Annotated in this window: 18 protein-coding genes; 12 read left to right on the top strand and 6 right to left on the bottom strand. The window is 55.5% G+C overall.

Going from position 1 to position 26,820, the window contains the following annotated elements:
* Positions 1-775: 775 nt before the first annotated feature.
* From AC01ZF_RS15365 to AC01ZF_RS15355, 3 genes are read left to right on the top strand one after another with little or no spacing between them, the layout of a single operon-like run.
* Complete coding sequence (locus AC01ZF_RS15365) at positions 776-2,572, top strand: DUF1800 domain-containing protein (protein WP_424677106.1); 1,797 nt, start codon at positions 776-778, stop codon at positions 2,570-2,572.
* Between the two features lie 28 nt (positions 2,573-2,600).
* A complete protein-coding gene (locus tag AC01ZF_RS15360; protein ID WP_424677105.1) occupies positions 2,601-3,971 on the top strand; it encodes a DUF1501 domain-containing protein in 1,371 nt (456 codons plus the stop codon).
* Between the two features lie 16 nt (positions 3,972-3,987).
* Positions 3,988-4,440, top strand: a complete 453-nt coding sequence (locus AC01ZF_RS15355; RefSeq protein ID WP_428132553.1) for a cupredoxin domain-containing protein — start codon at positions 3,988-3,990, stop codon at positions 4,438-4,440.
* Positions 4,441-4,530: 90 nt separating this feature from the next.
* On the opposite strand, the gene AC01ZF_RS15350 is transcribed toward AC01ZF_RS15355, so the two are convergent.
* Genes AC01ZF_RS15350 through AC01ZF_RS15340 form a run of 3 tightly spaced genes read right to left on the bottom strand, consistent with a single transcriptional unit; the run spans position 4,531 to position 6,899 of the window.
* Complete coding sequence (locus AC01ZF_RS15350; protein ID WP_424677103.1) at positions 4,531-5,574, bottom strand: agmatine deiminase family protein; 1,044 nt, start codon at positions 5,572-5,574, stop codon at positions 4,531-4,533.
* A 4-nt stretch (positions 5,575-5,578) separates the two neighbouring features.
* Positions 5,579-6,466, bottom strand: coding sequence for a carbon-nitrogen hydrolase (locus tag AC01ZF_RS15345; protein ID WP_428112626.1), 888 nt, complete (start codon positions 6,464-6,466; stop codon positions 5,579-5,581).
* 19 nt (positions 6,467-6,485) lie between these two features.
* Positions 6,486-6,899: a gamma-glutamylcyclotransferase family protein gene (locus tag AC01ZF_RS15340; protein ID WP_424677101.1), complete on the bottom strand. Its 414-nt coding sequence runs from the start codon at positions 6,897-6,899 to the stop codon at positions 6,486-6,488.
* A 134-nt stretch (positions 6,900-7,033) separates the two neighbouring features.
* Here AC01ZF_RS15340 and AC01ZF_RS15335 point away from each other — a divergent pair, with 134 nt between their 5' ends.
* The 3 genes from AC01ZF_RS15335 to AC01ZF_RS15325 all read left to right on the top strand — a co-directional run bounded on the left by AC01ZF_RS15335 (position 7,034) and on the right by AC01ZF_RS15325 (position 10,108).
* Positions 7,034-7,957 carry an LLM class F420-dependent oxidoreductase gene (locus tag AC01ZF_RS15335; RefSeq protein WP_476575478.1) on the top strand — a complete coding sequence of 308 codons (924 nt, stop codon included), beginning with the start codon at positions 7,034-7,036 and terminating at the stop codon, positions 7,955-7,957.
* Between the two features lie 175 nt (positions 7,958-8,132).
* Positions 8,133-9,347, top strand: coding sequence for an MFS transporter (locus AC01ZF_RS15330; RefSeq protein ID WP_428112630.1), 1,215 nt, complete (start codon positions 8,133-8,135; stop codon positions 9,345-9,347).
* A gap of 35 nt (positions 9,348-9,382) precedes the next feature.
* Positions 9,383-10,108 (top strand): SGNH/GDSL hydrolase family protein, encoded by a 726-nt coding sequence (locus AC01ZF_RS15325; RefSeq protein ID WP_424677097.1) that lies wholly within the window; start codon positions 9,383-9,385, stop codon positions 10,106-10,108.
* A 23-nt stretch (positions 10,109-10,131) separates the two neighbouring features.
* On the opposite strand, the gene sfsA is transcribed toward AC01ZF_RS15325, so the two are convergent.
* Complete coding sequence (gene sfsA / locus AC01ZF_RS15320; protein WP_424677096.1) at positions 10,132-10,914, bottom strand: DNA/RNA nuclease SfsA; 783 nt, start codon at positions 10,912-10,914, stop codon at positions 10,132-10,134.
* A gap of 122 nt (positions 10,915-11,036) precedes the next feature.
* Between sfsA and AC01ZF_RS15315 the strand changes: the two genes are divergently transcribed.
* The 6 genes from AC01ZF_RS15315 (at position 11,037) to AC01ZF_RS15290 (ending at position 24,502) form a co-directional block, all read left to right on the top strand.
* Positions 11,037-12,041 carry a homoserine kinase gene (locus tag AC01ZF_RS15315; RefSeq protein WP_424677095.1) on the top strand — a complete coding sequence of 335 codons (1,005 nt, stop codon included), beginning with the start codon at positions 11,037-11,039 and terminating at the stop codon, positions 12,039-12,041.
* An 87-nt stretch (positions 12,042-12,128) separates the two neighbouring features.
* Complete coding sequence (locus AC01ZF_RS15310) at positions 12,129-17,306, top strand: Ig-like domain-containing alpha-2-macroglobulin family protein (RefSeq protein WP_476575477.1); 5,178 nt, start codon at positions 12,129-12,131, stop codon at positions 17,304-17,306.
* Between the two features lie 4 nt (positions 17,307-17,310).
* Entirely contained in the window at positions 17,311-17,937 is a 627-nt protein-coding gene (locus tag AC01ZF_RS15305) for a GNAT family N-acetyltransferase (protein ID WP_424677093.1), read from the top strand.
* Complete coding sequence (locus tag AC01ZF_RS15300; RefSeq protein WP_476575476.1) at positions 17,934-19,538, top strand: glycoside hydrolase 5 family protein; 1,605 nt, start codon at positions 17,934-17,936, stop codon at positions 19,536-19,538. The genes AC01ZF_RS15305 and AC01ZF_RS15300 overlap by 4 nt, the downstream gene beginning before the upstream one ends.
* A gap of 355 nt (positions 19,539-19,893) precedes the next feature.
* A complete protein-coding gene (gene ileS, locus AC01ZF_RS15295) occupies positions 19,894-23,094 on the top strand; it encodes an isoleucine--tRNA ligase (protein WP_424677484.1) in 3,201 nt (1,066 codons plus the stop codon).
* Between the two features lie 676 nt (positions 23,095-23,770).
* Entirely contained in the window at positions 23,771-24,502 is a 732-nt protein-coding gene (locus AC01ZF_RS15290; protein ID WP_424677483.1) for a hypothetical protein, read from the top strand.
* Positions 24,503-24,518: 16 nt separating this feature from the next.
* On the opposite strand, the gene surE is transcribed toward AC01ZF_RS15290, so the two are convergent.
* The gene (gene surE / locus AC01ZF_RS15285; protein ID WP_424677482.1) at positions 24,519-25,277 is read right to left on the bottom strand and encodes a 5'/3'-nucleotidase SurE; all 759 of its coding nucleotides are present in this window, start codon (positions 25,275-25,277) and stop codon (positions 24,519-24,521) included.
* A 165-nt stretch (positions 25,278-25,442) separates the two neighbouring features.
* Positions 25,443-26,702 carry a vWA domain-containing protein gene (locus AC01ZF_RS15280; protein WP_424677481.1) on the bottom strand — a complete coding sequence of 420 codons (1,260 nt, stop codon included), beginning with the start codon at positions 26,700-26,702 and terminating at the stop codon, positions 25,443-25,445.
* Positions 26,703-26,820: the final 118 nt, after the last annotated feature.

Genomic DNA, 26,820 nt, shown 5'->3' with positions numbered 1-26,820 from the left:
GACAATAGGGAGTGGGTGAGCGCAGTATCATCTGTCATTGCGAGCGCAGCGAGCAATCTGCCGCACGGTAAGATTTCTCGGGCGCTGGTGCGCCCGCGAAATGACAATAGGGAGTGGACGAGCGCAGTATCATCTGTCATTGCGAGCGCAGCGAGCAATCTGCCGCACGGTAAGATTTCTCGGGCGCTGGTGCGCCCGCGAAACGACAATAGGGAGTGGGTGAGCGCAGTATCATCTGTCATTGCGAGCGCAGCGAGCAATCTGCCGCACGGTAAGATTTCGCGGGCGCTGGTGCGCCCTTGAAATGACAATAGGGAGTGGGTGAGCGCAGTATCATCTGTCATTGCGAGCGCAGCGAGCAATCTGCCCCCGCTAGAGCACATGGTGTCCCACATTAATGCTCCATCTATCGTCGCCGTACCGCCTGCGGGAATCAAAGCTGTATACCCTTATCCGCTAAGCCCAATGTTCCCCCTTCTGCGGATCGCAGTCAGGCAATCATTTCAAGCGCTATCACTTGCTTACAAAATACTCATCTCATTGCTCGCTTTTGGTTGAAAGTATGTTCATAGAACATGTTGTCTTCTCACTATAAATCTCCATTTTTTGTTATTCCTATCACAAAAATAGTACCTTTAGGCGATACTACTATGTACACTCGCAAGATTATGATACTGTCAACAAAATGTTCATCTTTCGACAACCCACCGTCAACGGTGACCGCACAACATCGTTGCGATTGCTGTTAGAACTGATACCCGGAGGAAGCTCATACATGGAACTCACTCGCCGGAATCTTCTTGAGGGAGGAGTTGCACTGATGGCCGGGTTAGCAGCCGCCGGTTTTGCTGCTGTAGGTAGCCCTGCTACCCCGGCTACCGCTTGTCAATACATACCCCCCTCGCTACGTACCATTGCAATGCGGCGTTTAGCATTCGGCCCTAGCCCTGAACTGATGGCGATGTACGATGCGACGCCGGGAGCAAGCGACGAAGAGCGATTCGACAACTGGGTGCGCCAGCAACTGAACCCTACAGCTATTGATGATACCCCCTGCACTAACCGGATCGCTGCAACTCAACTTAAGATTCGTTACACCCGCAACAACCAAACTGTCAACGAAGTCCGCTCACTGAGCTGGCTTAATGCTGCGCGTGAAACACTGTGGCAGCAACGTGTCGTACCAGATTTAGATTGGTCTGAACGGATACGTCCCTATGTCGAAGTACGGGTGGCAACGTGGTTGCGGGCCTTGTATAGTCGCCGGCAGCTTTTTGAGGTATTGGTCGATTTCTGGCACAATCACTTCAATGTGCGCGCAGATGCCGACTCACGGATTGCGGCGACATGGCCAGATTATGACCGCATCATTCGCACCCACGCGCTTGGCAATTTTAATGCTATGCTCCTTGATGTGACCAAGAGCGTGGCAATGATGTACTACCTCAACAACGTCAGCAATAAAGCCGGTGGTGGCGAAGGGGGTAATGAAAACTTTGCCCGTGAACTCTTCGAGTTACATACGCTCGGCAGCGATAACTATCTCAAATTTTACGATCAGCGCGGGGATATTCCGGTCGTTGAGTATGGTAATGAACGTTATGCTTCTGCTTATATCGATTACGATGTGTACGAGACGGCACGCTGCTTGACCGGTTGGACGATTGCCAACGGACGCGACGGACTACCCAACACCGGTGCATTTTATCTCTTGGAAGCTTGGCACGATAACTTCCCAAAAACCGTACTCGCTCCGGCTCCCTTACCCGGAGTTCCGCCAGCGCCTAATTTCTCATATAACAGAGGTGCGCAGGAAGACGGTGAAAAGGTCTTGCGCCTGGTGGCTCGCCACCCCGGAACAGGACGCAACCTGTGCAAGAAACTTTGCCGGCGACTCGTAGCCGATGATCCACCTGAGTCGTTGATCGATCGCGCAACCATAGTCTGGATGGAACATCGTGACTCGCCCGATCAGATCCGAAGAGTGGTGGAAACGATTTTGTTGTCACCAGAAGCCAAAAACACTTTCGGGCGAAAGGTGCGTCGTCCGTTGGAAGCAATCTGGGCCTTCTTGCGTGCTACGAATGCCACTGCACCTAACGACGTCCCTTCTGTCAATGGCGACGAGACGAAGGGAAATTATTGGCAGAGCCTCTTCTGGAGTGTCGATCAGACCGGTCACCGTTTATTTGGGTGGGATACGCCGACCGGTCACCCTGAGCGTGCTGAGTATTGGGCTAACACGAATGCGCTCACCAGGACATGGAGTATCTTCTACACGATCACGCAATCGTGGGGAGGTAACTTCGCGATTGACATCGTTGGTCAAACTCCAGCCAGTCTCTCGTGTGTCGGCATTGTTGATTTTTGGCTGCAACGGATGTTGTCCTATACACCAAGCGGCGATCTACGGACGCTACTGATCAACTTTTTGGCGCAAGGTGGTGATCCAAATCAGCCACCGCAGCCGTTGCGCGGTGCGCCGGATTGGGGAAGTGCAGACGCGGTACGTGACCGCATCAATGTTATGGTGCAATTATTGGCGATGAGTCCTGAGTTCTGGTTGCGGTAAGCGGCGCCTCACCAAAGGAGAGACTGACATGCAGTGGACACGCCGTGAGTTTCTGATGGGTTGTAGCGCCGCGATTGCCGCTATGGCAGCGGCCCGGATCGGCCACTTGGCCTTTGCTGAGCCGGCACAGCCGCAGGCCACCAATGAGATTTTTGTGCAGATCTTCTTGCGTGGTGGTTGCGATGGCCTTAGCCTGCTTAGCCCCTACGATGATACCCACTACCGTTCGGCAAGGGGGGTGTTGGCCTTGCCATTAAGCGGCCCCAACGCGCCGTTGCGGATTGATACATACAACCCTTCGTATAACACGAACAGCTTTGGCCTTAATAGCAAGATGGTGCATGTACGCGACCTCTACAACAGTGGTCATCTTGCGTTCATTCATGCCTGTGGTCTTACCGATGATACGCGCAGCCACTTCGACGCGATGGATTATATTGAGCGCGGGACACCGGGCAATAAAACCACAAACAGCGGCTGGCTCACCCGTCATTTGCAGTCGCAGGGAGGAAGCAGTAGTTTACTACCGGCAGTTGCAGCAAATACCGCCGTGCCGGCCTCACTGCTCAATCACCCGCCGGCAGTAGCACTGTCGTCGCCGAGCGGTTTCACGGTGAGCACACATTGGCGATACAACCGCGAACAAGATAATTTTCCGTTCCTGAGTACACTGCGCGAGATGTACAACCGCAGCACAGTCTATCCGTTGGCATCGGCCGGTCGGCGAGTGGCACAGGTGTTTGATCTGATGCGTACTATGGGGAGCTACACACCCGCTTCAAGTATCGCTTATCCTTCCGGTACATTTGGCGATGCGCTGAAGACGGTAGCTCAGTTGATCAAAGCTGAGATTGGTTTGCAAGTAGCGACCGTTGACTTCGGTGGCTGGGATACACACGAAGCACAGGCAAACAGTGATGGTAGTGGCTACTTACCCGATCGACTCGGTGTGCTTTCGCAGGGATTGGGCGCGTTTTACAATGATCTTGCAGCATATCACAACCGCTTGACCATCGTTGTTCTGAGCGAATTTGGTCGTCGCTTGGGACGTAACCAGTCGAACGGTACCGATCACGGACACGGAAATGTGATGATGGTACTGGGCGGCAATGTTAATGGACGCAAAGTGTATGGTACGTGGCCGGGGTTGCATCCCGATCAGCTTGATAAACGGCAAGATTTGCAGATTACAACTGACTTCCGACAAGTGCTGAGCGAGATCTTGATCCGTCGGTTGGGCAACCCTCGGCTTGGAGTGATCTTCCCTGGCTTGACGTCGTATACGCCGCTCGGCATTGTGCGTGGAGCCGATTTGCCGCCGGTACTTTCGGCGGAAACGGTAGCACCTACTACTACGGAGCATCGTATTTTCGTGCCGGTGATTCAGCACTGTCGGTAGTAGTGAGGAAGGTTCGGTGGTACAGCGTATACACATACAATGGTGTGCGATCCTCTTATTGATGATCACGGTATCATTGAGCGCATGTGCTGCACCAACACCGGTAGCCGATCTCACCCTGAATACTGGCGGTTGCATGCCAAGCAGCATCACGTTGCCACCAACACACGAACCGATGCTTACCATCCACAACACAGCGCACGAGGCGATGGTGGTGAGTATTCCTGTTATGGATCTCTGGATTGAAGTTGCACCGAGAGACAGCGGAGTCCTGGAATTACCACGCTACATTATGGGTACGTTCGATCTCTTTTGCCTCAGCGCTGCCGATCACCGCGCCCTTGGCGGCGACAACCCATTTCTCTGCGTACTTGAACCAGATGAGTTACGGCCGGTGTCACGTTCGAGTGGCAAACTGATCATCGAGCCGCACGACCGCATCCGGGAGGTGCTTGAACAGGGGCGGTAGGGTTGGCGGAAGAATGCATGCGTTCCGGTCGTGATTTACTTTGGAATGCGGCAAAATAACTGCCGCATTCCATACGTTGCTCGGCGAGAACTACCTCACGGCGGGCACTTGCTGACTGAGACAATGCCACGCACCTAATCCCCACACCACGTCGGTGGCATCAATCCCAACGATGCGCCGGTCGGGGAAACAGCGCTGCAAGACCTCACATGCTCGTTGATCGTTAGGATGATTGAAAACCGGTACAATCACCGCATGATTCGCAATGTAAAAATTAGCATACGAGGCGGGTAGCCGCTGCCCCTGATAATACACCGGTGGCGGCATCGGAATGGTAAGAATCGTCAGTGGTTTACCGGCAGCATCGTGCATATGTTGCAGACGCTGCAAATTGTCTTGGAGCACGTGATAATTTTCGTCGGTAGAATCTTCTTCGACGACCGTAACCACTGTACTCGGGGCGACAAAGCGGGCCAGATCATCGACATGACCATCGGTATCATCACCGACAATACCCTCACCAAGCCAGAGAATGGTATGGACGCCGAGCATATCGCGGAGACGTTGTTCAATCTCTGCTCGGGTCATGTGTGGGTTGCGGTTAGAGTTGAGTAAACATTGTTCGGATGTGAGCAACAACCCATTACCGTCAACCTCAATCGAGCCACCTTCGAGCACCATTCCACCGCAGAAGCGGGGCACCCCAAGATACTCGGCCATACGAGCCGGTATCTGGTTGTCAAGATCGTAGGGTGGATACTTATTGCCCCACGCATTGAACTCCCAATCAGTCGCCGCCAGTTCACGACCATGCGGGCCATCACGCACAATAAAAATAGCCCCGTGGTCACGGCACCAGGCGTCATTGGTCGGGAACTCGTGCAAGCGAATATCACCCGTAGCACCGACCTCGGCCAAAAATGCACGGGCTTGCGCAGCCATCGCTGCATCATTCACGTTGATGTGTACGGTCTCGCTGCAGGCCAGTTCGGCGACAAAACGCGCATAGACCGGCCAGATCCGTTCGATCAGCCCCGGCCAGCTCGCCTCTTTATGCGGCCACGATAGCCACGTTGCTTGATGCGGCGCCCATTCTGCGGGCATGAAGTAACCTAATTCAGCAGGCGTCGGCATCGGCTTACTCCTCATCGATATAGCGACGGGTAATCTCGCCATAAGCGTCGATACGGCGATCACGTAGGAACGGCCAGTGGGTACGTTGCACATCGATCTTGTCTAGATCGACCGGTGCAACCAACACAGCCGGTTCATCAACCGGCGCACGGGCAATCACCATTCCCGCCGGGTCGGAGATAAAACTCTGTCCCCAAAACTCAATGCCGCCATCGGGATCGCCTTCGTGTCCGGTACGGTTGATACTCACCACATAGCAGCCGTTAGCAATTCCGTGTGAACGCTGAATGATCTCCCAACTTTGATGCTGGGTGACTCCGTATTCGGCTTTTTCTGAGGGATGCCAGCCAATCGCAGTGGGATAACAGAGAATATCAGCCCCACGCAACGCCGTCAGGCGCGCCGCTTCAGGATACCACTGATCCCAGCAGATAAGCACACCAATGCGAGCGTAGCGTGTCTGGAATACTTTAAAACCAAGATCACCTGGCGTAAAATAGAACTTCTCGTAAAACAGTGGGTCGTCGGGTATGTGCATCTTGCGATATTTGCCCAGATAACGACCATCGGCATCGATTACCGCCGCCGTATTGTGGTAGAGACCTTCGGCCCGTTTCTCAAACAGACTCGCGACGATCACGACACCCAACTCAGCCGCCAACGCACTAAAACGTTCGGTACTTGGACCGGGAACCGGCTCAGCCAGCGCGAAATTGGCGTGATCCTCGCTCTGGCAAAAATACAGTGAACGAAACAGTTCCGGTAAGCAGACGATCTGCGCCCCTTGAGCCGCAGCAGTCCGAATACCGGCTTCCGCTTGCGCAAGATTAGTATCTGGATCGGCAGTACAGCGCATCTGCACTAACCCAACATTGACGATACGTTTGCTCATTTGCTTACTCCGTAACGGCTCATGACCACTCGCCGCTGTCGATCAACCATAATTCACCACGTCGAATAGCTGCTTCTACAACAGCTCCGGCAATGTACACCCATGCCTCACACGATGCGGTAGCCGTCTGAACCGTCCTGATAACCCGCTCGTAGAGATTACCGACACGACCGGGGACAAAATCCTCTAACTCATCGAGCAGCGCCAACGTTTGCCGATACTGGTTCACTGCCACTGTCATGAGTTCACCAAAAACGGTCGCGCCGGGTGGCGCCAGATCAACCGCTTCGATCAGAAATGGATATGGACCGGCGGTATAGAGCGCAGCGTTGGGCAACCAAGCCCGCATTTCACTCACCGTCCGCCCGGCCAATAGGCGAGCATAATTTGATTGTCCCCGCTTCAACGTTCCGTAGACAAAAAATGGACGCATCAACTATTTTTTGCGGTATACTAGCATTTAAGCCGCAATGTGGCCCACAGATACTATACCATCATTGTACGGGTACAGCGCTACGATCAACCAAACAAGGGTAGCGCTACTACACACCAACAAGGAGCAGCACCATGCCGATTGAAATCGCTCTCATGATCGAAGGTCAAAACGGGTTGACATGGCCACGTTGGCAGCGCCTGGCTCAAGCGGCAGAAGATCTCGGCTTTGTCGGATTGTACCGATCTGACCATTTCACCAATGCCAACCCCCCGGAAAAAGAATCGCTCGAGCTGTGGGTTTCACTGACGTGGCTGGCTTCGCACACCAAACGGATCGAATTCGGCCCACTCGTCTCACCGGTCTCGTTCCGCCATCCGGCACTCACGGCACGAATGGCAGCCGCCGTCGATGATTTGGCGGGTGGTAGATTACAGCTCGGCTTAGGCGCAGGTTGGCAAGAGCGCGAACATACCATGTTTGGCTTTGATCTCCTTCAGGTTCAGGAGCGGTTTCACCGTTTTGCCGAGGGGCTTGAGGTGGTCACACGCCTATTGCGCAGCGAGACACCAATCACGTGGATCGGGGAATACTACCAATTACGCGACGCCATCTTGCTCCCGCGTCCACAACGTCCAGGCGGTCCACCGATTGTAATCGGTGGCAACGGCGAAAAGCGCACCCTTCCGCTCACTGCCCGCTACGCCGATGAGTGGAATGCCGTGTTCGTGCCACCGGATCGCTTTGCCCAACTCAACACTAAACTCGACGAACTGTTGGTGGCAGCCGGGCGTCCTCGTGCGGCTGTCCGACGGTCGCTGATGACCGGGTCGGTCTTTGGGCGTGATGACGCTGAAGTCAAACGGATGCTCACCGGACGTGACCGGGCAACACTACGCGCACGCGGGGTGCTGGTAGGTACAGCCGGTGAAGTGATCGAACAGATTCATACCTTCGCGGCGGTAGGTGTTGAGCGGCTGATGGTGCAGTGGCTCGATTTAGATGATCTCAACCGGTTAGAAGCATTTGCTACACAGGTGTTACCGCATGTCGGTTGAGAACGGCGAAGCTCAGATCATGAACTTTTAGGCATCGTGGAATAGCTCTATCGAGTCAGGATAAGGACCACACGGTAGCAACAGCAACCATCTGATCGATATTCGTTGTACCAATTTCAGACCTCCACACGGCTGTTTAGACCTACTCGAAGCGTATCGCATTCATCAAAAACTTATGCAAACACGTTGGCAAACAACTTTATGGATCATGTTCGTTGCGCAATTCCTTTCGGCAATCGGATTTTCAATTATTTTCCCTTTTTTACCACTCTACGTCGCTTATCTCGGTGTCGCTACGGTCGGTGATATTGCCTTATGGTCTGGGTTAGTCTTCTCATTGCAAGCCCTCACCATGGCCATTGCTGCACCGATTTGGGGATCGTTGGCCGACCGGTTCGGCTACAAGTTGATGGTCGAACGAGCAATGTACGGTGGTGCAATAATTCTGTTGCTGATGGGATTTGCACGGTCGGCTGAGGAGTTAACGCTCCTACGGGCAATTCAGGGGATGATTACCGGCACGATTTCGGCAGCGAATGCGCTGGTAGCAACTGTTACCCCGCGCGAACGAATGGGGTTTGCAATGGGAACGTTGCAGATGGGACTATGGAGCGGCACAGCTACCGGCCCACTGATTGGCGGACTGATGGCCGAGACGCTGGGATTTCGGGCCACATTTATCGCAACTGCAGCGCTCTTACTTGTATCAGGTATACTGGTAACGGTAGGAGTGCGTGATGGTCGGCCAGCACCGGTAAAGCCCAAACAACAACCAACCGGAATGCTACGCGGTTGGTTGACGATTCTGCGAACTCCCGGCATCGGCCCTGCATATGGTATGCGCTTTCTGAGCAGTTTGGCGCAGACGATTTTGCTGCCGTTTGCGCCACTCTTCATCGCCAGCCTGCTCAGTGCCAACGACCCGGTGAGCGCTTATACCGGCCTGATCGTCGGGGTTTCATCTGCTGCCGGTACGGCCACAGCGATCTGGCTTGGTCGCCTCGGTGACCGGATCGGGCATCGACACGTGTTAATGGGTAGCGCACTCCTTGCCGCTCTGACCTTTGCACCACAAGGTTTGGTGAGCAATGTCTGGCAACTTCTCATCTTACAGGTGCTCAGCGGAGCAGCAATCGGCGGGATTACCCCTTCGTTAAGTGCATTGCTTGGCCGATACACGGCAACCGGCAATGAAGGGGCCGTGTATGGCCTTGATAGTTCGATTGTATCGGCAGCACGAGCAGTTGCACCCTTGATCGGCGCGTTGGTAGTAGGACCGTTCGGCTACGGAGCAGCGTTTGCGGTGAGTAGTTTAGCATGTTTCGCCATCAGTATTGGCGCAGCACGGTTGCCTATCGAAGAACGGCAGATTGTATCAAAACCGACATAGCAGCGGAGATGACCGTACTGTAAGGAGGCATTGATTTGGATCGTCGCCTTGTTTGGATTGTTGGGATCGTCACATCAGGCACGGTCCTTGTCGCCGGTTTCTTGGGTTGGCAACGGGCATTTCAATATGAACGCCTTTTTCACCTTGTCCGTCTTGATCCGCTTGGCCTCAACATGGTTCGCAGTACACCAACAATGCCAGCAACGATAGTCTTCGTTGGCGATTCACGAGCAGCAGCATGGCCAGCGCCTACCGGCGTTACGATTGACAACTGCGGTGTACCCGGTCATACGACTATGCAAACGCGGCTCAGCTACCCCCTGCTGGTGAGTCCACTCAAACCGCAATGGGTTATCATCCAAGTTGGGGTTAATGATCTGACAGCGCTCGAGGTATTTCCCCACGACACCGAGATGATCATCCAAAACACGATCACCAACGTGCGCGCAATTATCGAACTCGCCCGCGCCGATGGTAGTCGCGTTATCCTCACGACCATCTTTCCGCTCGGCCCAAATCCCTTCGAACGGATCAATCCGGGAACCGGCTTAATTGCTACCGGTATTGAGCGCGTCAATACCGCTATACGAGCAATGGCAGCACCTGATGTGCTCATCTTCGATAGTAGCGCGGTATTGGCCGGAAATGACGGTTTTGTCGCTGAAGGTTACCGTCTTGACTTGCTACACATTAATCGGGCTGGGTATCGAGCATTGAACGAAGCACTTGGTCCATTGTTAACCGCACACATCGGCCCATGAACCAAGAGCTTGCCACCACAATCTCACATGCGACGGCGTAACTCGTTGGGAACTGCACCGAGCGACATGAATACCGGGACTTCATGCCCAAGTGTGATACCGGTTGGTGTAACCGGGCAAAGATAGGCGTATATCTCAACCCCAAGTGTGCGTGCGGTACGTAACGCTCGGCTAAATGCCCGATCAATTGTCTCATCAGGAGCAAAGGCAACCCCTTGAGACCGCTGGATGATAAACACTACTGCTGCTCGTTGACCGTTACGCGCTGCGTTGGTCAATAATTCGAGATGCTGACTACCACGTTCGGTCGGAGCATCAGGAAAGACTGCAACCCCATCGATCAAACGAGTAACCGACTTGACTTCGAGCAAGCAGGTATCCAACCCTTCGCTTAGGCGAAAATCGATCCGGTGCGGGCCGAGCTGTACCTCGCGCTGAATGTTACCATAACGTGCAAACTGAGGTAATGCTCCCAACGACAGCGCAGCAGCGATTAGACGATTGGGTAGTTGGGTATCAAGTGAGACTAAATCGTTGTCTTGATAGACCGCCACCACTTGAAACGCTGTTTTGCGACCAACTTCTTCGCGCGGAGCAAGCAACAGACGAGCGCCGGGGACGAGGAGATCAACCAGACGGCCACGGTCGGCTAAATGTGCCCGCACCATGCGTCCGCCCATCTGCGCTTCAACCAAAAATTGGCCAGACCGTGCAGCAAATGTCGCCTCGATTAACGGTACGCCGGCCGAGAACGGTACGCGCACAATAGGGTGAATCTGCTGACCGGTTCCATGTCCTGTATTCATACCTTTTAGTATATCACATTAGTATATCACAGCGAGTATCATGACTTGACCTAACCGATGCCACCACCATCCGATACTCATAATGGTACAATAAGGTGGGAGCACGGCTAAGAGGAAGCGTAATGCTGACCCACGACGATATTGCCCGCGTATTGGCATACTACGACGTCGGCGAGTTACGGTCGAGCCGTCCGGCAAGTCACGGTGCGATCAACGAGACAGCATTTATCGAAACAACCGTTGGCAGGTTCGTCATCCGACGTAACCGTCGTCAGCACGGTTTGCAAGCCGTCCGCTTACGCCATCGCCTACTCGAGTGGCTGCATCAGCGCGGTTTTCCCGCACCAAGGGTGTTACCGGCTCGTAACGGCGAGCCGGTAGTCATCCTTAACGACCGGGTGTACGAACTGAGCGTCTTTATTATCGGTGATGAGTTCAACCCCAACCGACCACGCCAACTAAGTGACATTGGCCGCGTGCTGGCCAGTTATCATCGGGCGGTGAGCGACTTTCCCGATCCGCCACCTGCACCGCTACCCCGCTATCTCCCATCGAGCCTTGGTAGCTTAACCGAACGCCTGATCACGCGTGACATTCTCGGTGATTTGACAAATGCTTTGCACTGGTACGAACGACGGATCGCCGAACTACGTCGCCAGTTAAGAGATGAAGCGTATGCGGCGTTACCGCATTTACTTATCCACGGCGATATTCATCGCGATAACCTGATCTTTCGTGGCGATGCGGTGGCAGCATTAATCGATTACGATCAAATTGGCATTGATGCCCGCCTTGTCGATCTGGTTGACGGTCTGGTTGATATGGCTATCGGCGCACCGCCGCCCAACTGGTCAATGTGGGGAGTGTATCGAGCGCCGCTTGACATCGAGCGGGTAAAATTGTTGCTGAGCGCATATAATGCGATTGCACCCTTGTCGACGCGTGAAGTGAACGCCCTCCCGGCAATGCTCGAAACGGTGTGGCTGCAAGGTAATCTTCGACGTGTCTTAAGCACGCCCGATGCCGACCCTGATTATCATCTTGAGCTACTCGGGCAAGGCCGGTGGTTGTCCGAATGGATGGATCGTTATCGTGAGCAAGTGATCGCTGCGGCAATGGTATACTAACACCATACGAAACGTGGCGCTCGCACCGTACAATCTGATGGAAGACACTCGTTCGCTTTGCGTCATCCACTATCATCAACAAGAGGCATGATCACACGTATACAGCACTGGCTGGGCGTTCTGGCCCGTCTTTGGACAATCATGCTGTTCGGCGTAGTGATAAGCTTACTTGGGGGGCTGGCCATTCGCTGGTTAGTGCCGGTATTACCGTGGGCTGAAACGCCAACTGCGCAATTGCGTGATCCCTTACCGCAAAGTCAAGTTGTACCGCCGCGTAGTACCATCACGCTCGTCTTTAGCACGCCGATGAACCCGTTTACGGTTGTGCGGGCGTTACGCATCGATCCGCCAATCGCCGGCAAGCTGGAATGGTCGGAAGACCGACGTAGTGTGCGCTTGATCCCGGATCAACCGCTGCAACCGGCTACAACGTACCGTGTACAGGTGATGACCAACGCGCAGAGCCAATGGTGGCGGCCCTTGGCTCGGTCACTTGACGTTGAGTTTACCACTGCTGCCCAACCTACCGTTACCGCGGCATTGGCCCCGCAGTCGCGTACAGCCCCAATTGCGCTTATCTTTAGCCAGCCAATGGTTGAACCAGACGCAATCGGTCAACCTGCATCGCTGGAACAGATCCGAATATCACCACCGCTACAACTGAATGGCGAATGGCTTGATCGGCAAACGTTGTTGTTGCAGCCGATAACTGCCTTTACGGCCATCACCACCTACACTCTCACCCTCGATGCGAATCTCCGTGATGCACGTGGGATTGAACTTGGTCAACCGTTCCAATGGCAATTCACAACGCCATGGCCAATTCTACTCGAACATACACCATTGCCCAACGAGCAATGGGTAAATCCGCAACAGCCTCTGACCTTGGTGTTTGATGTCCCAATTGATACTCGTCTGCTCAGCTCAGCGTTAACTATTACTCCGGCTGTCAGCGGCAATTTTAGCAGTTTCATCGATGGCAATCGCTATATCACTATCTTTACCCCCTATAACGGTTGGTCACCCGGCCAAACCTATCAGATCCGCCTCCAACCCGACCCAAGTGGCGAACCGGTAGCTGCATGGAGCTTCACCGTCGAAACTGAACCGCTCCTTATCGCATCATTTCCGGGGCAAGGCCAGACGCTCGCTCCAGGTCAAGCGATTCGCTTGATCTTCAGTACCCCAATGGACGAAGCTGAGATACGTGCCGGTTTGCACGTTGATCCGCCGGTGGCAAGCCTCGAACTGGAAGTGGACGAGAATCGAATCACCTTGCAACCGCTCGTACAGGCAGCAACGACGTATACCATCACCATTGCTGCCGGTACACGTGATCGCAGTGGGGTGCCACTTGCCCGTGATGTGTCGCTCACCATTCGTACCGCCAGTGCACCACCGCAGTTACAGGTCATCGGCGAGACCATTCTCTCGTTTCTCGCCAATGTGCAACCGGTAGTAACTATCGAGCGAATGAATCTATCGGTGATCGACAGCCAATTGTACCAACTCGATCCGTCAACCCTGATCCGAGCGCTCTCACTCCGACCGACCGAATGGGCTAGCTTCGTTCCCGAACGGTATGGGCAACCGCTCGTGCGTGCATGGCGTGAGCTACTGAACGATCCGGCCGATACCCTTGTGCGTAGTTTGCTCCCGATCACGACCAACAGTGCCGGTGATCCCTTGCCGCCGGGAGCATACTATCTACGGATGACCGGTAGTGCCGGTTTGCGGGCTGACCGATTATTGCTCATCTCATCGCTGAATTTGTCGCTGTTGGTGAACAATGATGAACTGCTACTTTGGGTGACAACCGGTGGAACCGGGACACCTGCCGGCAATATTCCGTTGACGGTTTATATCGGAGAGACAGTACTGGCGCGCGGTACAAGTGACGATCAGGGGCTGTGGCGGGTACCGTTGACTGGTCTGTCAACCGGGAATAGTAGTTTGCCACTCCCGATAATTGCTTTGGCCGAAGGCAATGGCTTGGCGCTAGCCCGTACCGAACTAAGAACGACACAACCACGAATACAAGCCCTGCTTGCCCCTGATCGGTTGAGCTATCGTCCGGGTGGCGTCGTGCGAATCAACGGCTTGGTTCGTGCTCAACAACCTGATGGTCGGCTGGGGATGCCAACGAGCGGCAATTGTACCGTTCAACTCGACGGCCCAAACCTGATCGACCAACCACCCGCAGTGGCCTGTACGGTGAGTGATACCGGTATTGTTAACGGCAGTCTACAATTGAATGCCCGTACTCCACCCGGCCTCTATACAGCAACCGTCGTTATCGGCGATAGCGTCTACCGTTTGCCAATTCGAGTTAGGGAACCGTCTACCGTTACGGCCGTTCAAATCACGCCCGCACGCCCGGCCGGTCTGGCGGTTGATGTGACCCGTGCTGGACTACCGGTGAGCGGTGCAACCATCAGTTGGACACTCCGCCTCGAAACCCTCGCGGTCGCCGAACTTGACGGAGTCAACGGCGTGGTGATCGGTGGGGTGAGCGAAAACCAAGCCGGTGCCACCACCGACGCCAGCGGTCGGGCGATGATCAATCTGCCGGCCGATGAAAACCTGCTACGCCCACTACGCTATCAACTCGCTCTCACCGTCCTTCTCCCCGATGGCGAACAGCTCTCACGTGAAACAGAGGGGGTAATTACACCTCGTAGTTCGCGGTTGGTGATCGACGCTCCGGCGATCATTGAGCGCAACGAACGGGCCACCATCACGATGTGGTTGCACACAGCCGATGGTGCAGCGATTGAGAATACGTTGGTTGAACTTGAAGTGCGCCGTAACCCAACCGAACCGCCGCTGATCGTGCGTCGTGTTCGTACCAACAATGATGGTCAGGCAAGCGCCGATCTCGTACCACTCGCACCGGGCCGCTACGAACTCACCGCCCGCGCAGGCATGGCTCTCAGCCGTCGGCCCTTGTGGGTCGCCGGATTCGGTCTATCTACTGCCGAACCGCAAATCATCCCCGATCGCTCGTCCTATACAGTGGGCGAAACGGCTCGTGTCTTGATCACCGGACCGGCCGGCAGTCGAACGCTCCTCCTCATTATCGGTCAAGGCGCTCATGCCCAAACCCTCATCACTACTGCGCAGTCTGGTACGGTGCTCGATCTACCGATAAGCACTGATCTGGCGCCAATGACCCTACTCACCGCCCTGATTGATGATGGAGTACGGCATTGGATGACATCTACCACGATCTCCATCGATCCTCCACCGCCACCAGAACTGAACATCAGCCAGTCCGATGTCTTACCTGGCACAACGGTCACGTTCACGGCAACGGCAGCAACCGACACCCTGCTGGTTGTGCTCACGTCGCTCCATTCGCCGCCAGTTGACCTGACGCACTGGAATCAACCTCTCGCATCTTTAACCCGCGCACCAAAGCAACAGACCGATTTTGACGGGATTATCCTGCCGGCGAGTATTCAATCCAACCAAAACCAACACACGATCAGTGTGACCCTGCCAAATCAACTCGGCCGCTGGCGACTCAGCGTGATTGCGGTTTATCCAAACGGTATCGCTACCATCGCCAGTGCTATGCTCGATACCAACCAACTCCTTGAAGCGATTGCCATTCCTCTCCCGGCCCTACGCCCAGCCGACACGGTGACGGCAACCCTCATCCTGCGCAATCTCGGTGGACAAGACCGCACGGTGCGCAGTCGGCTTTGGCTCAATGATGGTATCCTCCTCGATCCGCTTGAACAGACCACCACCGTACCAGCCGGCACAACCGTCCCAATCGCCTGGCGCTTACAACCACAACCCGATGCCAAGCTCGTAAGTTTGCGCTATGAAGTGTTCGATACGATCAGCTTGCCACCAATTGAATACTCCATACCGGTATGGCGTGACCCTCCACTGTATACTACCGGCCAGACATACCTCGCCGCCGACCCAATCACCATCACCCTTCCCGATGGTGACAACGAAGTCGTCATTGCAGCAAGTGTCCGTGCCGCTTTGGCCGACCAAGCCCAACGGTTGTTGCAAACTACGCCCCCAACCGCGGAAACGCTGGCCGCTGCCATTGTGATCGGTCGTGAACTCGAACGTACCGCTACCACAACTGCCGAAGCCGACCGGTGGCGAACAGCTATCGAGAACGTGTTACCACAACTGCGCAGCCTTCGTAACCCCGATGGCGGATGGGGCTGGTGGCCCAATACGGCCTCCGATCCCTTCGTGACCGCCTTTGTGCTCGAAGCAATAGGCCGACTTCCTTCACCGTCTGACGAGCATCGTGAATTGAGCGAACCGGCTCTAAGCTATCTACGCCGTACACGGTTGATGCAACCGGCCGATGCTCAGGCTTATATTAATTATGTCATGTCGCTCCACGGTGCTAACCCGGCGCCGGCCCTCCCCACCGGTGCCGGACCGGCCGGACGTGCGTTTACCGCCCTGCAATTGCCAAACGAGCGTGGTACACTGCTCAATCCCTTACAAGTTACTGTGAACAGTCATTTGCTGTGGTCCGGCGCCGAAGGATTACCACCGAGCACTCTCGCCGTCAGTGCGAGCGTCATTCAGGCATTAGCGCAAGATCGTCCCTCCGATCCACGTCTTACCCAATGGCGCACGGCTCTCATACAGCACTGGCAGATCGATGGTTGGGCAACGCCGTATGAAGTGGCACGAGTTGCCCTTGCCCTTAACACCACATTATTGGCCGACGATGGCGAGGTGCAGGTCTTCCACAACAATATGTTGACAACCGACCGGCCACTAGGTGAAGTGGCACGTTTCCGGCTCAACGGCGGCACCCTGCGGATCGAACCGGCTCAGACAGCCGCACTCATCACGGTGCGTCGTCCAGCACCTCCTGCGCAGCCAAACGAAGTGCGTGCTCGCCTGCAATACCTCACCAGTACCAACTCGCTCACCGTTGATCGGCCGGTGCAGATCGAACTCATCCTGCTCACCACTCAGCCACTCTTCCGGCTTGATGTTGCCGTACCTCTCCCGGCCGGTCTGACTCCGCTCGCAGTTGACGCCGGTACTGAACTTACCGTTCAACCGATCGATCGTGAACGACGGCAAGTGCGGCTCGGCGGTGTACGATTAGCCCGTGGCGTGTATCGCATTCTCATCACGGCACAGACCACCGCAACCGGTAGCTTTACTGTGCCACCGGCATTCATCAGCATGCCGGGGAGTGATTTAGCTCCGGTCGTAGCAGAATGGCAAACGATGATTGCGATTACGCCAAAAATTGACGAATAATAGTATGGTGAAACCCGATTCAACCACTGCTAGCACTGTCGTGACATCGATGGACAAGACGATTCTCACTACGCCGCGCCTCTGGCTGCGCGTGATGGCACCGTGCGATAACGAGGCAGTTCGCGGCTATTTTTATCGAGCCTGGACGTTTGGCGAAGACTGGTTGCCAATTCCACCTGCCGATTTTTTTACCTTACAAGGGCAGCGACGCCAATTGGCTGCGGAAGAAACGATGCGCGCCACCGGCCGCAACGTGCGCCTCTTCCTCGTGCAACAGGACGACCCTTTTGAACGGATTTGCGGCGATATTTGGATCGACTGCATTGATCGTCTCGTATACCATACTGCCCTGATCGAGTGTCGCATGGAGGAACGGTCAAGCCGGAAGGGGCTGATGAGCGAAGCGTTAGCCTCCGTTATTGATTACGCCGGGCAAGTACTTGGACTTCATCGCCTCGAAGCATTGATCGCACCGCAACACATCGCTGCACGCCGCTTGGTCGAACGATGCGGATTCGCGCCGTTGCCGAACGTAACCTGTTGGCGGCAGATCGGGCAGGGCTGGGTTGAACATCAGGTATATACAATGACGCTAGCATCCTCACTTCTTGAATGCGACCACGACAGATGAGATTACTCCTCGATCTGACATTACTGCTCACCACTACTGTAATGTTCGTCGCCGATGCACCTGCTCCACACCGGCTCATCACCCAACCAATCGCGATTCGCAGCCCAACTGGGCCACTGGCTATTGGTATCAACAGTCATCTGGCAACTCGTTATCCCGACGCTGCCACGATGAAAATCCCGGCGGCGATTATCTCCGACCTGGGAGTGCAGTGGGTGCGTGAAGACCTGCATTGGTATCGCATCCAACCTCAACCCGATGTCTGGGATTGGGTATTTACCGATGCCGCTCTCCATGCGCTCAGCCGTCAGTATGTACAGATTCTGGGTGTGTTCGGCCCATCCGTTGGCTGGGCTACCGCCGATCCGACCGATCATCCCAACCTGATTTCGTTTGCCCCACCTGAAGAAGCTGCATTTGTTACCTACGTTGGGGCTGTCGTCCAACGTTATCACCATTTGATCAAGCACTGGCAGATTTGGAACGAACCGGATCAGGCCTTGTTTTGGCAACCCGCACCCGATCCCGAACGGTATACTCGTCTGTTGATCGCGACTGCGCGTGTGATCCGCACCATCGACCCAACGGCCACCATTGTGCTTGGTGGTATCAATCCCTTTGACACGACCTTTCTACGCGCTATCGCCGAGTACGGCGGCTGGGACGGCTTCGATGTAATTGCTATTCACCCCTACGTCGATCCACTCAGTCCAGAAGAGGGAAATCTTATCGCTGCTGCTGATGGTGTGCGTGCCGTGGCTGCCCGATACGGTATGAAACCGATTTGGGCTACCGAAGTTGGGTGGGCGAGTGGCCCCGGCGACCGCGATGCCCTCGGCTTGACAAATGCTGCTTATCAAGCTGCGTACCTCGCCCGTGCCTACTGTGCGCTTTGGTACGGTGGCGTGGCTGTCGTCTTTTGGTATATGCTCAAAGACGATCCACACAATCCGTATGGGCTGTTTGCGTATGGGAGCGGACGAGCCGATTTCAGCATACCCAAACCGGCAGCGACAGCGATGCGTAAACTAGCCAACACACTTGCCTCGTGTCGCCCAGAACCACCTACTACTACCGTTCCACTCCTTACCGGCAGCCAGCCTGTGCAATGGCAACGTCCCAGCCAGCCCAACGGTTCACTCCGATTGATCGAAGACGGTAGCGTCTTCCGCATCAGCTACCGCTTTACCACCCGGACAAATGATTACGTGGCCTTTGAGCTGAGCGATCCCATCCCGCTGCCCAACGACACGACCGCCATCACCGTTCAGCTTTTCGGCGACGGCAACGGAAACCGACTCCGACTTTGGTTGCGTGACAGCGAAGGTGAAACCTTCGCACTGACTGCCGGCATTATCGGCCCAACCGCCTGGCAAACCATCAATACTCCCGTGAGCCGTCGACCGATTCAGGATAAACTGATTGCCGGGAACGGCAACAAGCGACCTGACGCTCCACTCGCATTAGCGGCCATCGTTATCGATGACGAAGATGATGCCTGGACCGGAATGGGTGAAGTGCTGATCGAGCGCATCGTCGCGGTACGCACCACACTTGACGCAGCATCACTCTCGACGTATACTGTCACTCAATGGCGATGACGGGGACGAGTAGCTACCGTCTGCCCGCCAGCGAGCCCGGGATGGTGGAAGCCGGGTGGAGCCAGCGGTAGTGAATATCACCCCTGAGCCGGCAGGTGAACCGTGTGATCATCGTCACGCCTAGTAACTGCGCCCGGAATGCCCACCGTTACCAGGGCAGAGCGTTGATCGACACGCACTGTGTGCGATACGTGCATTTGATGTCCATACATTCTTCGCACCTTTGCCCGAGACGCTCACCGAGTGCGATGGCTACGTTGTTGGCGTACCATCGAAGAGGGGTGGTACCGCGGGGTTGATCAGCCTCGTCCCCACGTGGGACGGGGTATTTTGTTTTGGCGTGTATGGAGGTTGCATGTTCAAACCGGTTGATCCAAACGTTAAGTTCCCCCAACTCGAAGAAGAAGTACTGGCATGGTGGGAAGCCAACAATATCGTTGCCAAATCACTGACTGCCGGCGAAAAGCCGTTTGTCTTCTATGAGGGACCGCCAACGGCTAACGGTCGCCCTGGTCTTCACCATACCATCTCGCGCAGTTTCAAAGATGTGATTTTGCGCTATCGCTCGATGCAGGGCTATCGCATTATTGGCCGCCGTGAGGGATGGGATACCCACGGTCTGCCGGTTGAGATCGAGATCGAGAAGAAGCTCGGTTTTAGCGGCAAGCCCGACATCGAGCGGTTTGGCATCGCTGAATTTAATCGCCTCTGCCGCGAGAGCGTCTGGGAGTATATCCAAGAGTGGAAGGCGTTTACCAAACGGATCGCGTTCTGGCTGAGCGAAGACGCTTATATCACCTACGAGAATGACTATATCGAATCGACGTGGTGGATCTTCCGTCAGTTGTGGGATCGCGGCCTGCTCTTCCGTGACTATAAGGTGACCATGCACTGCCCGCGCTGTGGCACCAGCCTCAGTGACCACGAGGTGAGCCTTGGCGCGCGCGATGATGTCGATGATCCGAGCGTCTATATTAAGTTTCGCGTGAAAGGCACGACATTACCACCACCGGCAGTTGATGGTACGCTCGAAGGTGCCTTCCTGGTGGCGTGGACAACCACACCATGGACATTACCGGCCAACGTCGCTCTCGCTGTGAAGCACGATGCCGAGTATGTTGAAGTTGAACACAACGGCGAGCGGTTGGTGATGGCAGCAGCGTTGGTCAATCATGTCTTACCCGCCGAAAGTTTTACCGTGATCCGCCATTTCCGCGGTAACGATCTGGTCGGTCTTCGCTACGAACCCCTCTTCCGCGGTGTGCCCGGTACCGGCGATACCGTCGATTGGGAGACAGCCTACCGCGTGATCGCCGACGAAATTGTCAGCCTTGAGGACGGTACCGGTATCGTGCATATCGCGCCGGCCTACGGAGACCTCGACGTCGGGCGCAAGCACGGCTTACCTACCCTGTTTTCGGTTAGTCTCGACGGTCGGGTATTGCCGGAGTTTGCCGACCTTGGTTTTGCCGGTAAGTTCTTCAAAGAGGCCGATCCCGACATTATCCGCAATCTCAAGGTCCGTGGCCTCCTGTTACGGAGTGGCCGGGTGCGTCACTACTATCCATTCTGTTGGCGCTGCGGTACGCCACTCCTTTACTACGCTAAGCGTTCGTGGTACATCCGCACCACTGCATTCAAAGACGATCTCGTCGCTAACAATCAGCAAATCCATTGGGTGCCCGAACACATCCGCGATGGTCGCTTCGGCAATTGGCTTGAAAATAACATTGACTGGGCGATCAGTCGCGAACGCTATTGGGGAACACCTATTCCGATCTGGACGAACGCCGATGGCTCGCATATGGTCTGTATTGGCTCGCTTGCCGAACTCGAAGCGAAGGTAGGCCGTTCGCTCCGTGATATTGACCTCCATCGGCCCTATATTGACGAAGTAGTGTGGGAAGACCCCGAACATGGGTTGATGCGTCGGATTCCCGATGTGGCCGACTGCTGGTTCGATAGTGGTTCGATGCCGGTCGCGCAATGGCATTATCCATTCGAGAATCGTGATGTGTTCGAGATGGCCCATCCCGCCGACTATATCTGTGAGGCGGTAGACCAGACCCGCGGTTGGTTCTATACACTGCATGCGGTAAGCACGTTACTTTTCGACCGGCCGGCGTTTAAACATGTGATCTGTCTCGGCCACATTCTCGATAAAGATGGTCAAAAGATGAGCAAGAGCCGGGGCAATGTGATCGAACCCCAAGAAGTAATCAACGCTTACGGTGTTGATGCCCTGCGCTGGTACCTGTTTACCGCTGCCCCTCCCGGTAATGCCCGTCGCTTTAGCATGGATCTCGTGAGCGAGAGCATGCGTAAGTTCTTGCTTACACTCTGGAATACGTATGCGTTCTTCGTCACCTATGCCAATCTCGACCGATGGCAGCCTAACAGTGAACGTACCGCTGAGTTCCAGCCAATCGATCGCTGGGCTTTGGCCGCACTTAATCAACTTGTCCAAAAAGCAACCGCTGCCTTCGAGGATTACGATGTCTACTCGGCAGCTAACGCAATCGAGCACTTCGTTGATGAGTTGTCGAACTGGTATGTGCGCCGCAACCGTCGTCGCTTCTGGAAGAGCGAAGGCGACGCAGATAAGGAAGCTGCCTACCAGACCCTCTATACCTGTCTGGTCACCGTTGCTAAGTTAGCAGCGCCGTTTATCCCGTTTGTCAGCGAGGAGATGTATCGCAATCTGGTCGCCGAACGGGACGCTTCCGCTCCCGAAAGTGTTCATCTCGCTCGTTGGCCAGAAGTCGATCAAGCACTGCTCGATGACCAACTGGTGGCCGATACCGAAGCATTACTGACAGCAGTATCACTCGGACGAGCCGCGCGCAAACAGGCTAATATCAAGGTTCGTCAGCCCCTCAGTGAGCTGTGGCTGCGGGCTAGTACACCGACACTGCTCAACGGTGTCCGCCGTTTTGAGACGGAATTGCGCGATGAGTTGAACGTCAAAGCGGTACGTTACCTCGATGCGCAGAGCGCTGTCGTCGAGTATCGGCTGAAGCCTAATTTGCGCCTCGTCGGCAAGAAGTTCGGTAAATTGGTGCCGGCGCTCACCGCAGCATTACGCGATCTCACCGGTGATGACGCACGAGCCGCAGCGCAGGCCGTTGAAGCCGGTCAGCCGGTACACCTATCGGTTGACGGCCAAACGATTGAGCTGCTCGCCGAAGAGGTGCTAGTCGAGAGCAGTGCGCCCGCAGGGTACGCGGTTGCCGAAGCCGATGGTATGCTGGTCGCATTGAATACCACCGTGACGGAAGAACTACGTCTCGAAGGGGCCGCTCGCGATCTGGTCCGCTACGTGCAAGATGCGCGTAAGAGTGCCGGACTGGCAATCAGTGACCGCATCCGACTCTTCCTGTCCAGTCCCGATGAAACTGAACTCTTGGCGACGACACTGGCTCAATACGAGCAGTATATTAAAACCGAGACCCTCGCTGTTGAGTTGACCGTAGGCACACCGCCAGACGGTGCGCACGTTGCGACCGATGAGTTCGGCAATAGTACGATAACAATTGGGGTGGTGAAGGCCGGCTGACGCCAACAATACACTGCTGCGAGACTAAAAGAGCTGTAGGCTTGGTCCCGAGGTCCAGACGAACGGCAGCGCCTGCCTGCATCAACAATCGCAAGAAGACTATTACGGCCTTGGCACGGTTACCTACGAGCATTGCCACTCTCGCGTGGATCGCGTGCATACGATCACACCTCGGCTCTACCATGAAACCCAAACGGTAGGTGTCGAGGACGGGTACGTCCAAAGGATGCCGGCAACCCGGAAGCTGGTTTGGGCCATCAGCGACGTGGGGATGGGTACACACGCGGATGGTGTGCCAAGCCCAACGTTTTGGCATGCAGCCGATCAAGTGCCGAGTGCCGGCATCCACATCATCGCCGCTGTGCGGTCAGTGGGTGGTCCATTGTGATCACGCGTAGACGTGTCAACACTGTGGCACGCACCACAGCGGTGCCGTGAATGCAGTACTCAATCACAACCGGCCGGCAACCGCACACCTGCCCGCCCTATGACAAGTCCATTCGGCAATGGCGGTGCTGTGACATAAAGGATTCCTGCTACAGTCGGTGACGTGACGCCTGTGGAGCGATGAGCTGATATGAGTCACGCGGCTTAGCCAGAGAACGTGCACACGTTCTCGATAGCGGGAGATCCACGTATCAGATGAGAACAGTTATCACATTCGCGATCACACGGTATGGCATCGCTTCCGCTCCTCCCGCGCTGTAGCGGTGGGGCAGGTGTGGTTCGGCTCGCCAGCGGGTTTCGCCTGATCCGTCCCCCCGGCCCCGCCAATCGCTACCGTAATGCGCAACTCGATAATGTAGGGCGCCGACCTAACGCTGTGCGAGCACTGCGGCCACCATTGACGATCCGCCTCGTCGCCCGCGCGTCACATCCGGTCGGCCACTTAGTCGGTACTGCCGGTTTTGGCCTCTGGAGCTACCCGTGGGCCTGGCCCCCGCGTATGCCACAGGCAATCTGGTTCTTCTTCGGCGCACCACCACACGATATGCCGCTTGCCCTTGGCATCCCCGGTTATGGCTGGAAGGCAGCCACCATCGACACCGGACGACCAGCAGCATTGGGTTGGTTACCGGCGGCACCCCTGATCGTACCTCTGCTGAACGTACCACCGCTCTACCGCCGTCTCTGGCCCCGTATCCAACGCGCAGTCGGTGTCGCTGAAGCGGTCGTCAATGTTGACCTCACCCGGTGGCACGAGTACGAGATTCGTTGGGGAACGACTCTGAGCGAACTCCTGGTTGATGGAGTTGTCGTCTTACGGGCACCGTCACCACGCGGCCCCCTCAGTACCGTCATTTGGATCGACAACCAATACACAATCGTCCGTCCAACCGGTCGCCTCGGTTGGGGGTTGCAGGCGTGTAACGAAGCACAATGGTTGGAAGTCAATCTGTTATCTTAAATCACCAACACGACCCTTACAACTCCCACTTACGCAACTCTTCCAGCCAACGATGACTGGTCAAATCCATATGCACCGGTGTGAGGCTCGCGTAGCCTTCACTAATCGCCGCAATATCGGTCCCCTCTTCATAATGGTCTTCTGGCTCGGCACCGTCGATCCAATAGTAAGGCCGCCCACGCGGATCGTAGCGTACCACCAGCTCATCGCGATACACACGACGCCCCAACCGACCAACTTTGATCCCACGAAGCGTTTCGGGCGTCACCACCGGGATATTCAGGTTCAGTAACAACTCCGGCGGCAAACCCCGTTCGCGAATGAGCATCACCAGACGACGCACTGCCACTTGCGCCGCCCGAAAATCCCACTGCCCATCCTTTGGTCGTATTTGCGACACCGCCAACCCTGGCACACCAAACACAATCCCTTCCATCGCAGCGGCAACCGTACCAGAATAGAGCAGATCGGTGCCGAGGTTCGCGCCTAGATTGATCCCCGACACCACCAAATCAGGTTTGCGGTCGAGGAGACCCAAGATGGCCAACGCCACACAATCGGCCGGTGTCCCATCACAGATCAATGCCGGCGAACCATCACTTAACGTCCCTTCCCACGCCCGCAGCGGATCGAACAGCTTGCGGTAATGACCGGCGGCGCTCCAGTTGCGGTCAGGGGCAACCACCGCCACCTCGCCGATTTCGCTCAACACGGCGCGCAATGCCGCTAATCCCGGACTTTGGTAGCCATCGTCGTTGGTGACAAGAATGTACATACGTGGTGTCCTTATGTGAAATGCCTACGGTATGCCGATGCACACGTAGTAGAGGACGTAAACGCAAAGACGCAGAGGACGCAGAGGGTTGTGGGATAATTCGCAGAACCGCACGGCTGTGCGGCTCTACCCCCCAGCGGGGGGATGCTAGGAGGAGCATTCTGATCACTCCTTCGGCAATTCGATGTCGGTCAAGCGTACCGTCTTACGCCCTTGAAACTTAATCGTCTTTTGGCCCTCGCTCGACATTTGGCCATGCTGTTCGAGGTTGGCAATCTCTTGCTGCATCGTCGCCGCTAACTCCACTTCTCCCTGATTGAGCAGGCGCGTCACCGCACTCTTCAGCTTCTGGGTTGCACCACTCACATCGCCGGCAGCCAAATCTTGCAAGGCGCGCGTCTGTAGCTTAAATGCACTCACCTTCTCGACGATGTTCATCACCGTTGGATTAAGCTGCTGCAACTGAGCTGGATCATTGGTAAAGGTCAGCATAATATCCAACTTGGCTTTTTCTCCCACCAACTGCAATGCGGGCACGTCGTAGCTCAACTCGGCTTGCCCGATCCGGTAGGTGCCGAGCGGGCGGGGATCGATCAACAGTTCGATCAGGAGTATCCGGAGTTGCGAACTTTCGAGTTCACCGAGTTTCACACTCACCGCCCGATCACTGATCGGTTGGTAGCCGAGATTGTCGATCAGCGGTGTCACTTGCCAGACGGCGCGCGGCGTTACGCCTTGCACTAACCGCAAGGTAAGCACACTGTTCTGAATGACGGTCTGTTGGGCGCGTTGGACGGTGTGCTGGAAGTAGTTGACGATTTCGCTCGGTTGGGCGATGTAGTCGGCCACGCCCTTCGAGCGATTCGCCATCTCGATCAAAAGATCTTCGTTCCAATCTTTACCGATCCCAAGGGCAGTAATCGGCACACCCAGCCGTCCGGCATCGTCGGCCCGCAAGAGGCACTCTTTTTCGTGCTCGGTTTGGCCGTCGGTAAGTAATATGAGACGGCGTACACCCGGTGGCATCTTCTGCAACTCCTGCAACCCTTTTTCGACCGCAGGTGCAATCCGCGTCCCACCGGCATCATGAATACGGTGAACGAGATCGAGGATCATCGCGCGGTTACGCACCGGCTGAGCCGGAACCAATACTTCGGTACGATGATCGAAAATCACAATCGCAATAGAGTCCTGCTGATCGAGCAGCTCAATCGCCTTCACCACTGCTTGTCGCAATCGCTCGATCTTCTCACCCTTCATCGAACCGCTCCGGTCAAGCACAAAACAGACATTGACCGGCATTCGCACCTGTATCATCTGCGAGGCCGGCTGCGTCTCGAGCAGCACGTAGGCCACTTGTGGCGTGGTTGTGGCTGCTAAAAAGGGACGCGCTAACACGGCGCGCAGAGAAACTTCTCCAGCCATAGCACACTCCTCGTCTCAAGGCACTCGCCATCTGGCGAGAAGGCTTCGACGTATGCGACGATGCAAGGTCAGCAGTGGTTGCAATCAGGTGTATTGTATCACGAGCTTATCAGCAGAT

The organism is Chloroflexus sp., assembly GCF_056331925.1.
This window is presented reverse-complemented; position numbering and strand designations above follow the sequence as displayed.

Excerpts from the sequence above, each read along its gene's own strand:
- AC01ZF_RS15315 (WP_424677095.1), top strand. The coding sequence starts at position 11,037 with ATGCTGACCCACGACGATATTGCCCGCGTATTGGCATACTACGACGTC.
- AC01ZF_RS15300 (WP_476575476.1), top strand. The coding sequence starts at position 17,934 with ATGAGATTACTCCTCGATCTGACATTACTGCTCACCACTACTGTAATG.
- surE (WP_424677482.1), bottom strand. The coding sequence starts at position 25,277 with ATGTACATTCTTGTCACCAACGACGATGGCTACCAAAGTCCGGGATTA.
- AC01ZF_RS15290 (WP_424677483.1), top strand. The coding sequence starts at position 23,771 with ATGGCATCGCTTCCGCTCCTCCCGCGCTGTAGCGGTGGGGCAGGTGTG.
- AC01ZF_RS15280 (WP_424677481.1), bottom strand. The coding sequence starts at position 26,702 with ATGGCTGGAGAAGTTTCTCTGCGCGCCGTGTTAGCGCGTCCCTTTTTA.
- AC01ZF_RS15345 (WP_428112626.1), bottom strand. The coding sequence starts at position 6,466 with ATGAGCAAACGTATCGTCAATGTTGGGTTAGTGCAGATGCGCTGTACT.
- AC01ZF_RS15365 (WP_424677106.1), top strand. The coding sequence starts at position 776 with ATGGAACTCACTCGCCGGAATCTTCTTGAGGGAGGAGTTGCACTGATG.
- ileS (WP_424677484.1), top strand. The coding sequence starts at position 19,894 with ATGTTCAAACCGGTTGATCCAAACGTTAAGTTCCCCCAACTCGAAGAA.
- AC01ZF_RS15350 (WP_424677103.1), bottom strand. The coding sequence starts at position 5,574 with ATGCCGACGCCTGCTGAATTAGGTTACTTCATGCCCGCAGAATGGGCG.
- AC01ZF_RS15340 (WP_424677101.1), bottom strand. The coding sequence starts at position 6,899 with ATGCGTCCATTTTTTGTCTACGGAACGTTGAAGCGGGGACAATCAAAT.
- AC01ZF_RS15310 (WP_476575477.1), top strand. The coding sequence starts at position 12,129 with ATGATCACACGTATACAGCACTGGCTGGGCGTTCTGGCCCGTCTTTGG.
- AC01ZF_RS15335 (WP_476575478.1), top strand. The coding sequence starts at position 7,034 with ATGCCGATTGAAATCGCTCTCATGATCGAAGGTCAAAACGGGTTGACA.
- sfsA (WP_424677096.1), bottom strand. The coding sequence starts at position 10,914 with ATGAATACAGGACATGGAACCGGTCAGCAGATTCACCCTATTGTGCGC.
- AC01ZF_RS15305 (WP_424677093.1), top strand. The coding sequence starts at position 17,311 with ATGGTGAAACCCGATTCAACCACTGCTAGCACTGTCGTGACATCGATG.
- AC01ZF_RS15330 (WP_428112630.1), top strand. The coding sequence starts at position 8,133 with ATGCAAACACGTTGGCAAACAACTTTATGGATCATGTTCGTTGCGCAA.
- AC01ZF_RS15360 (WP_424677105.1), top strand. The coding sequence starts at position 2,601 with ATGCAGTGGACACGCCGTGAGTTTCTGATGGGTTGTAGCGCCGCGATT.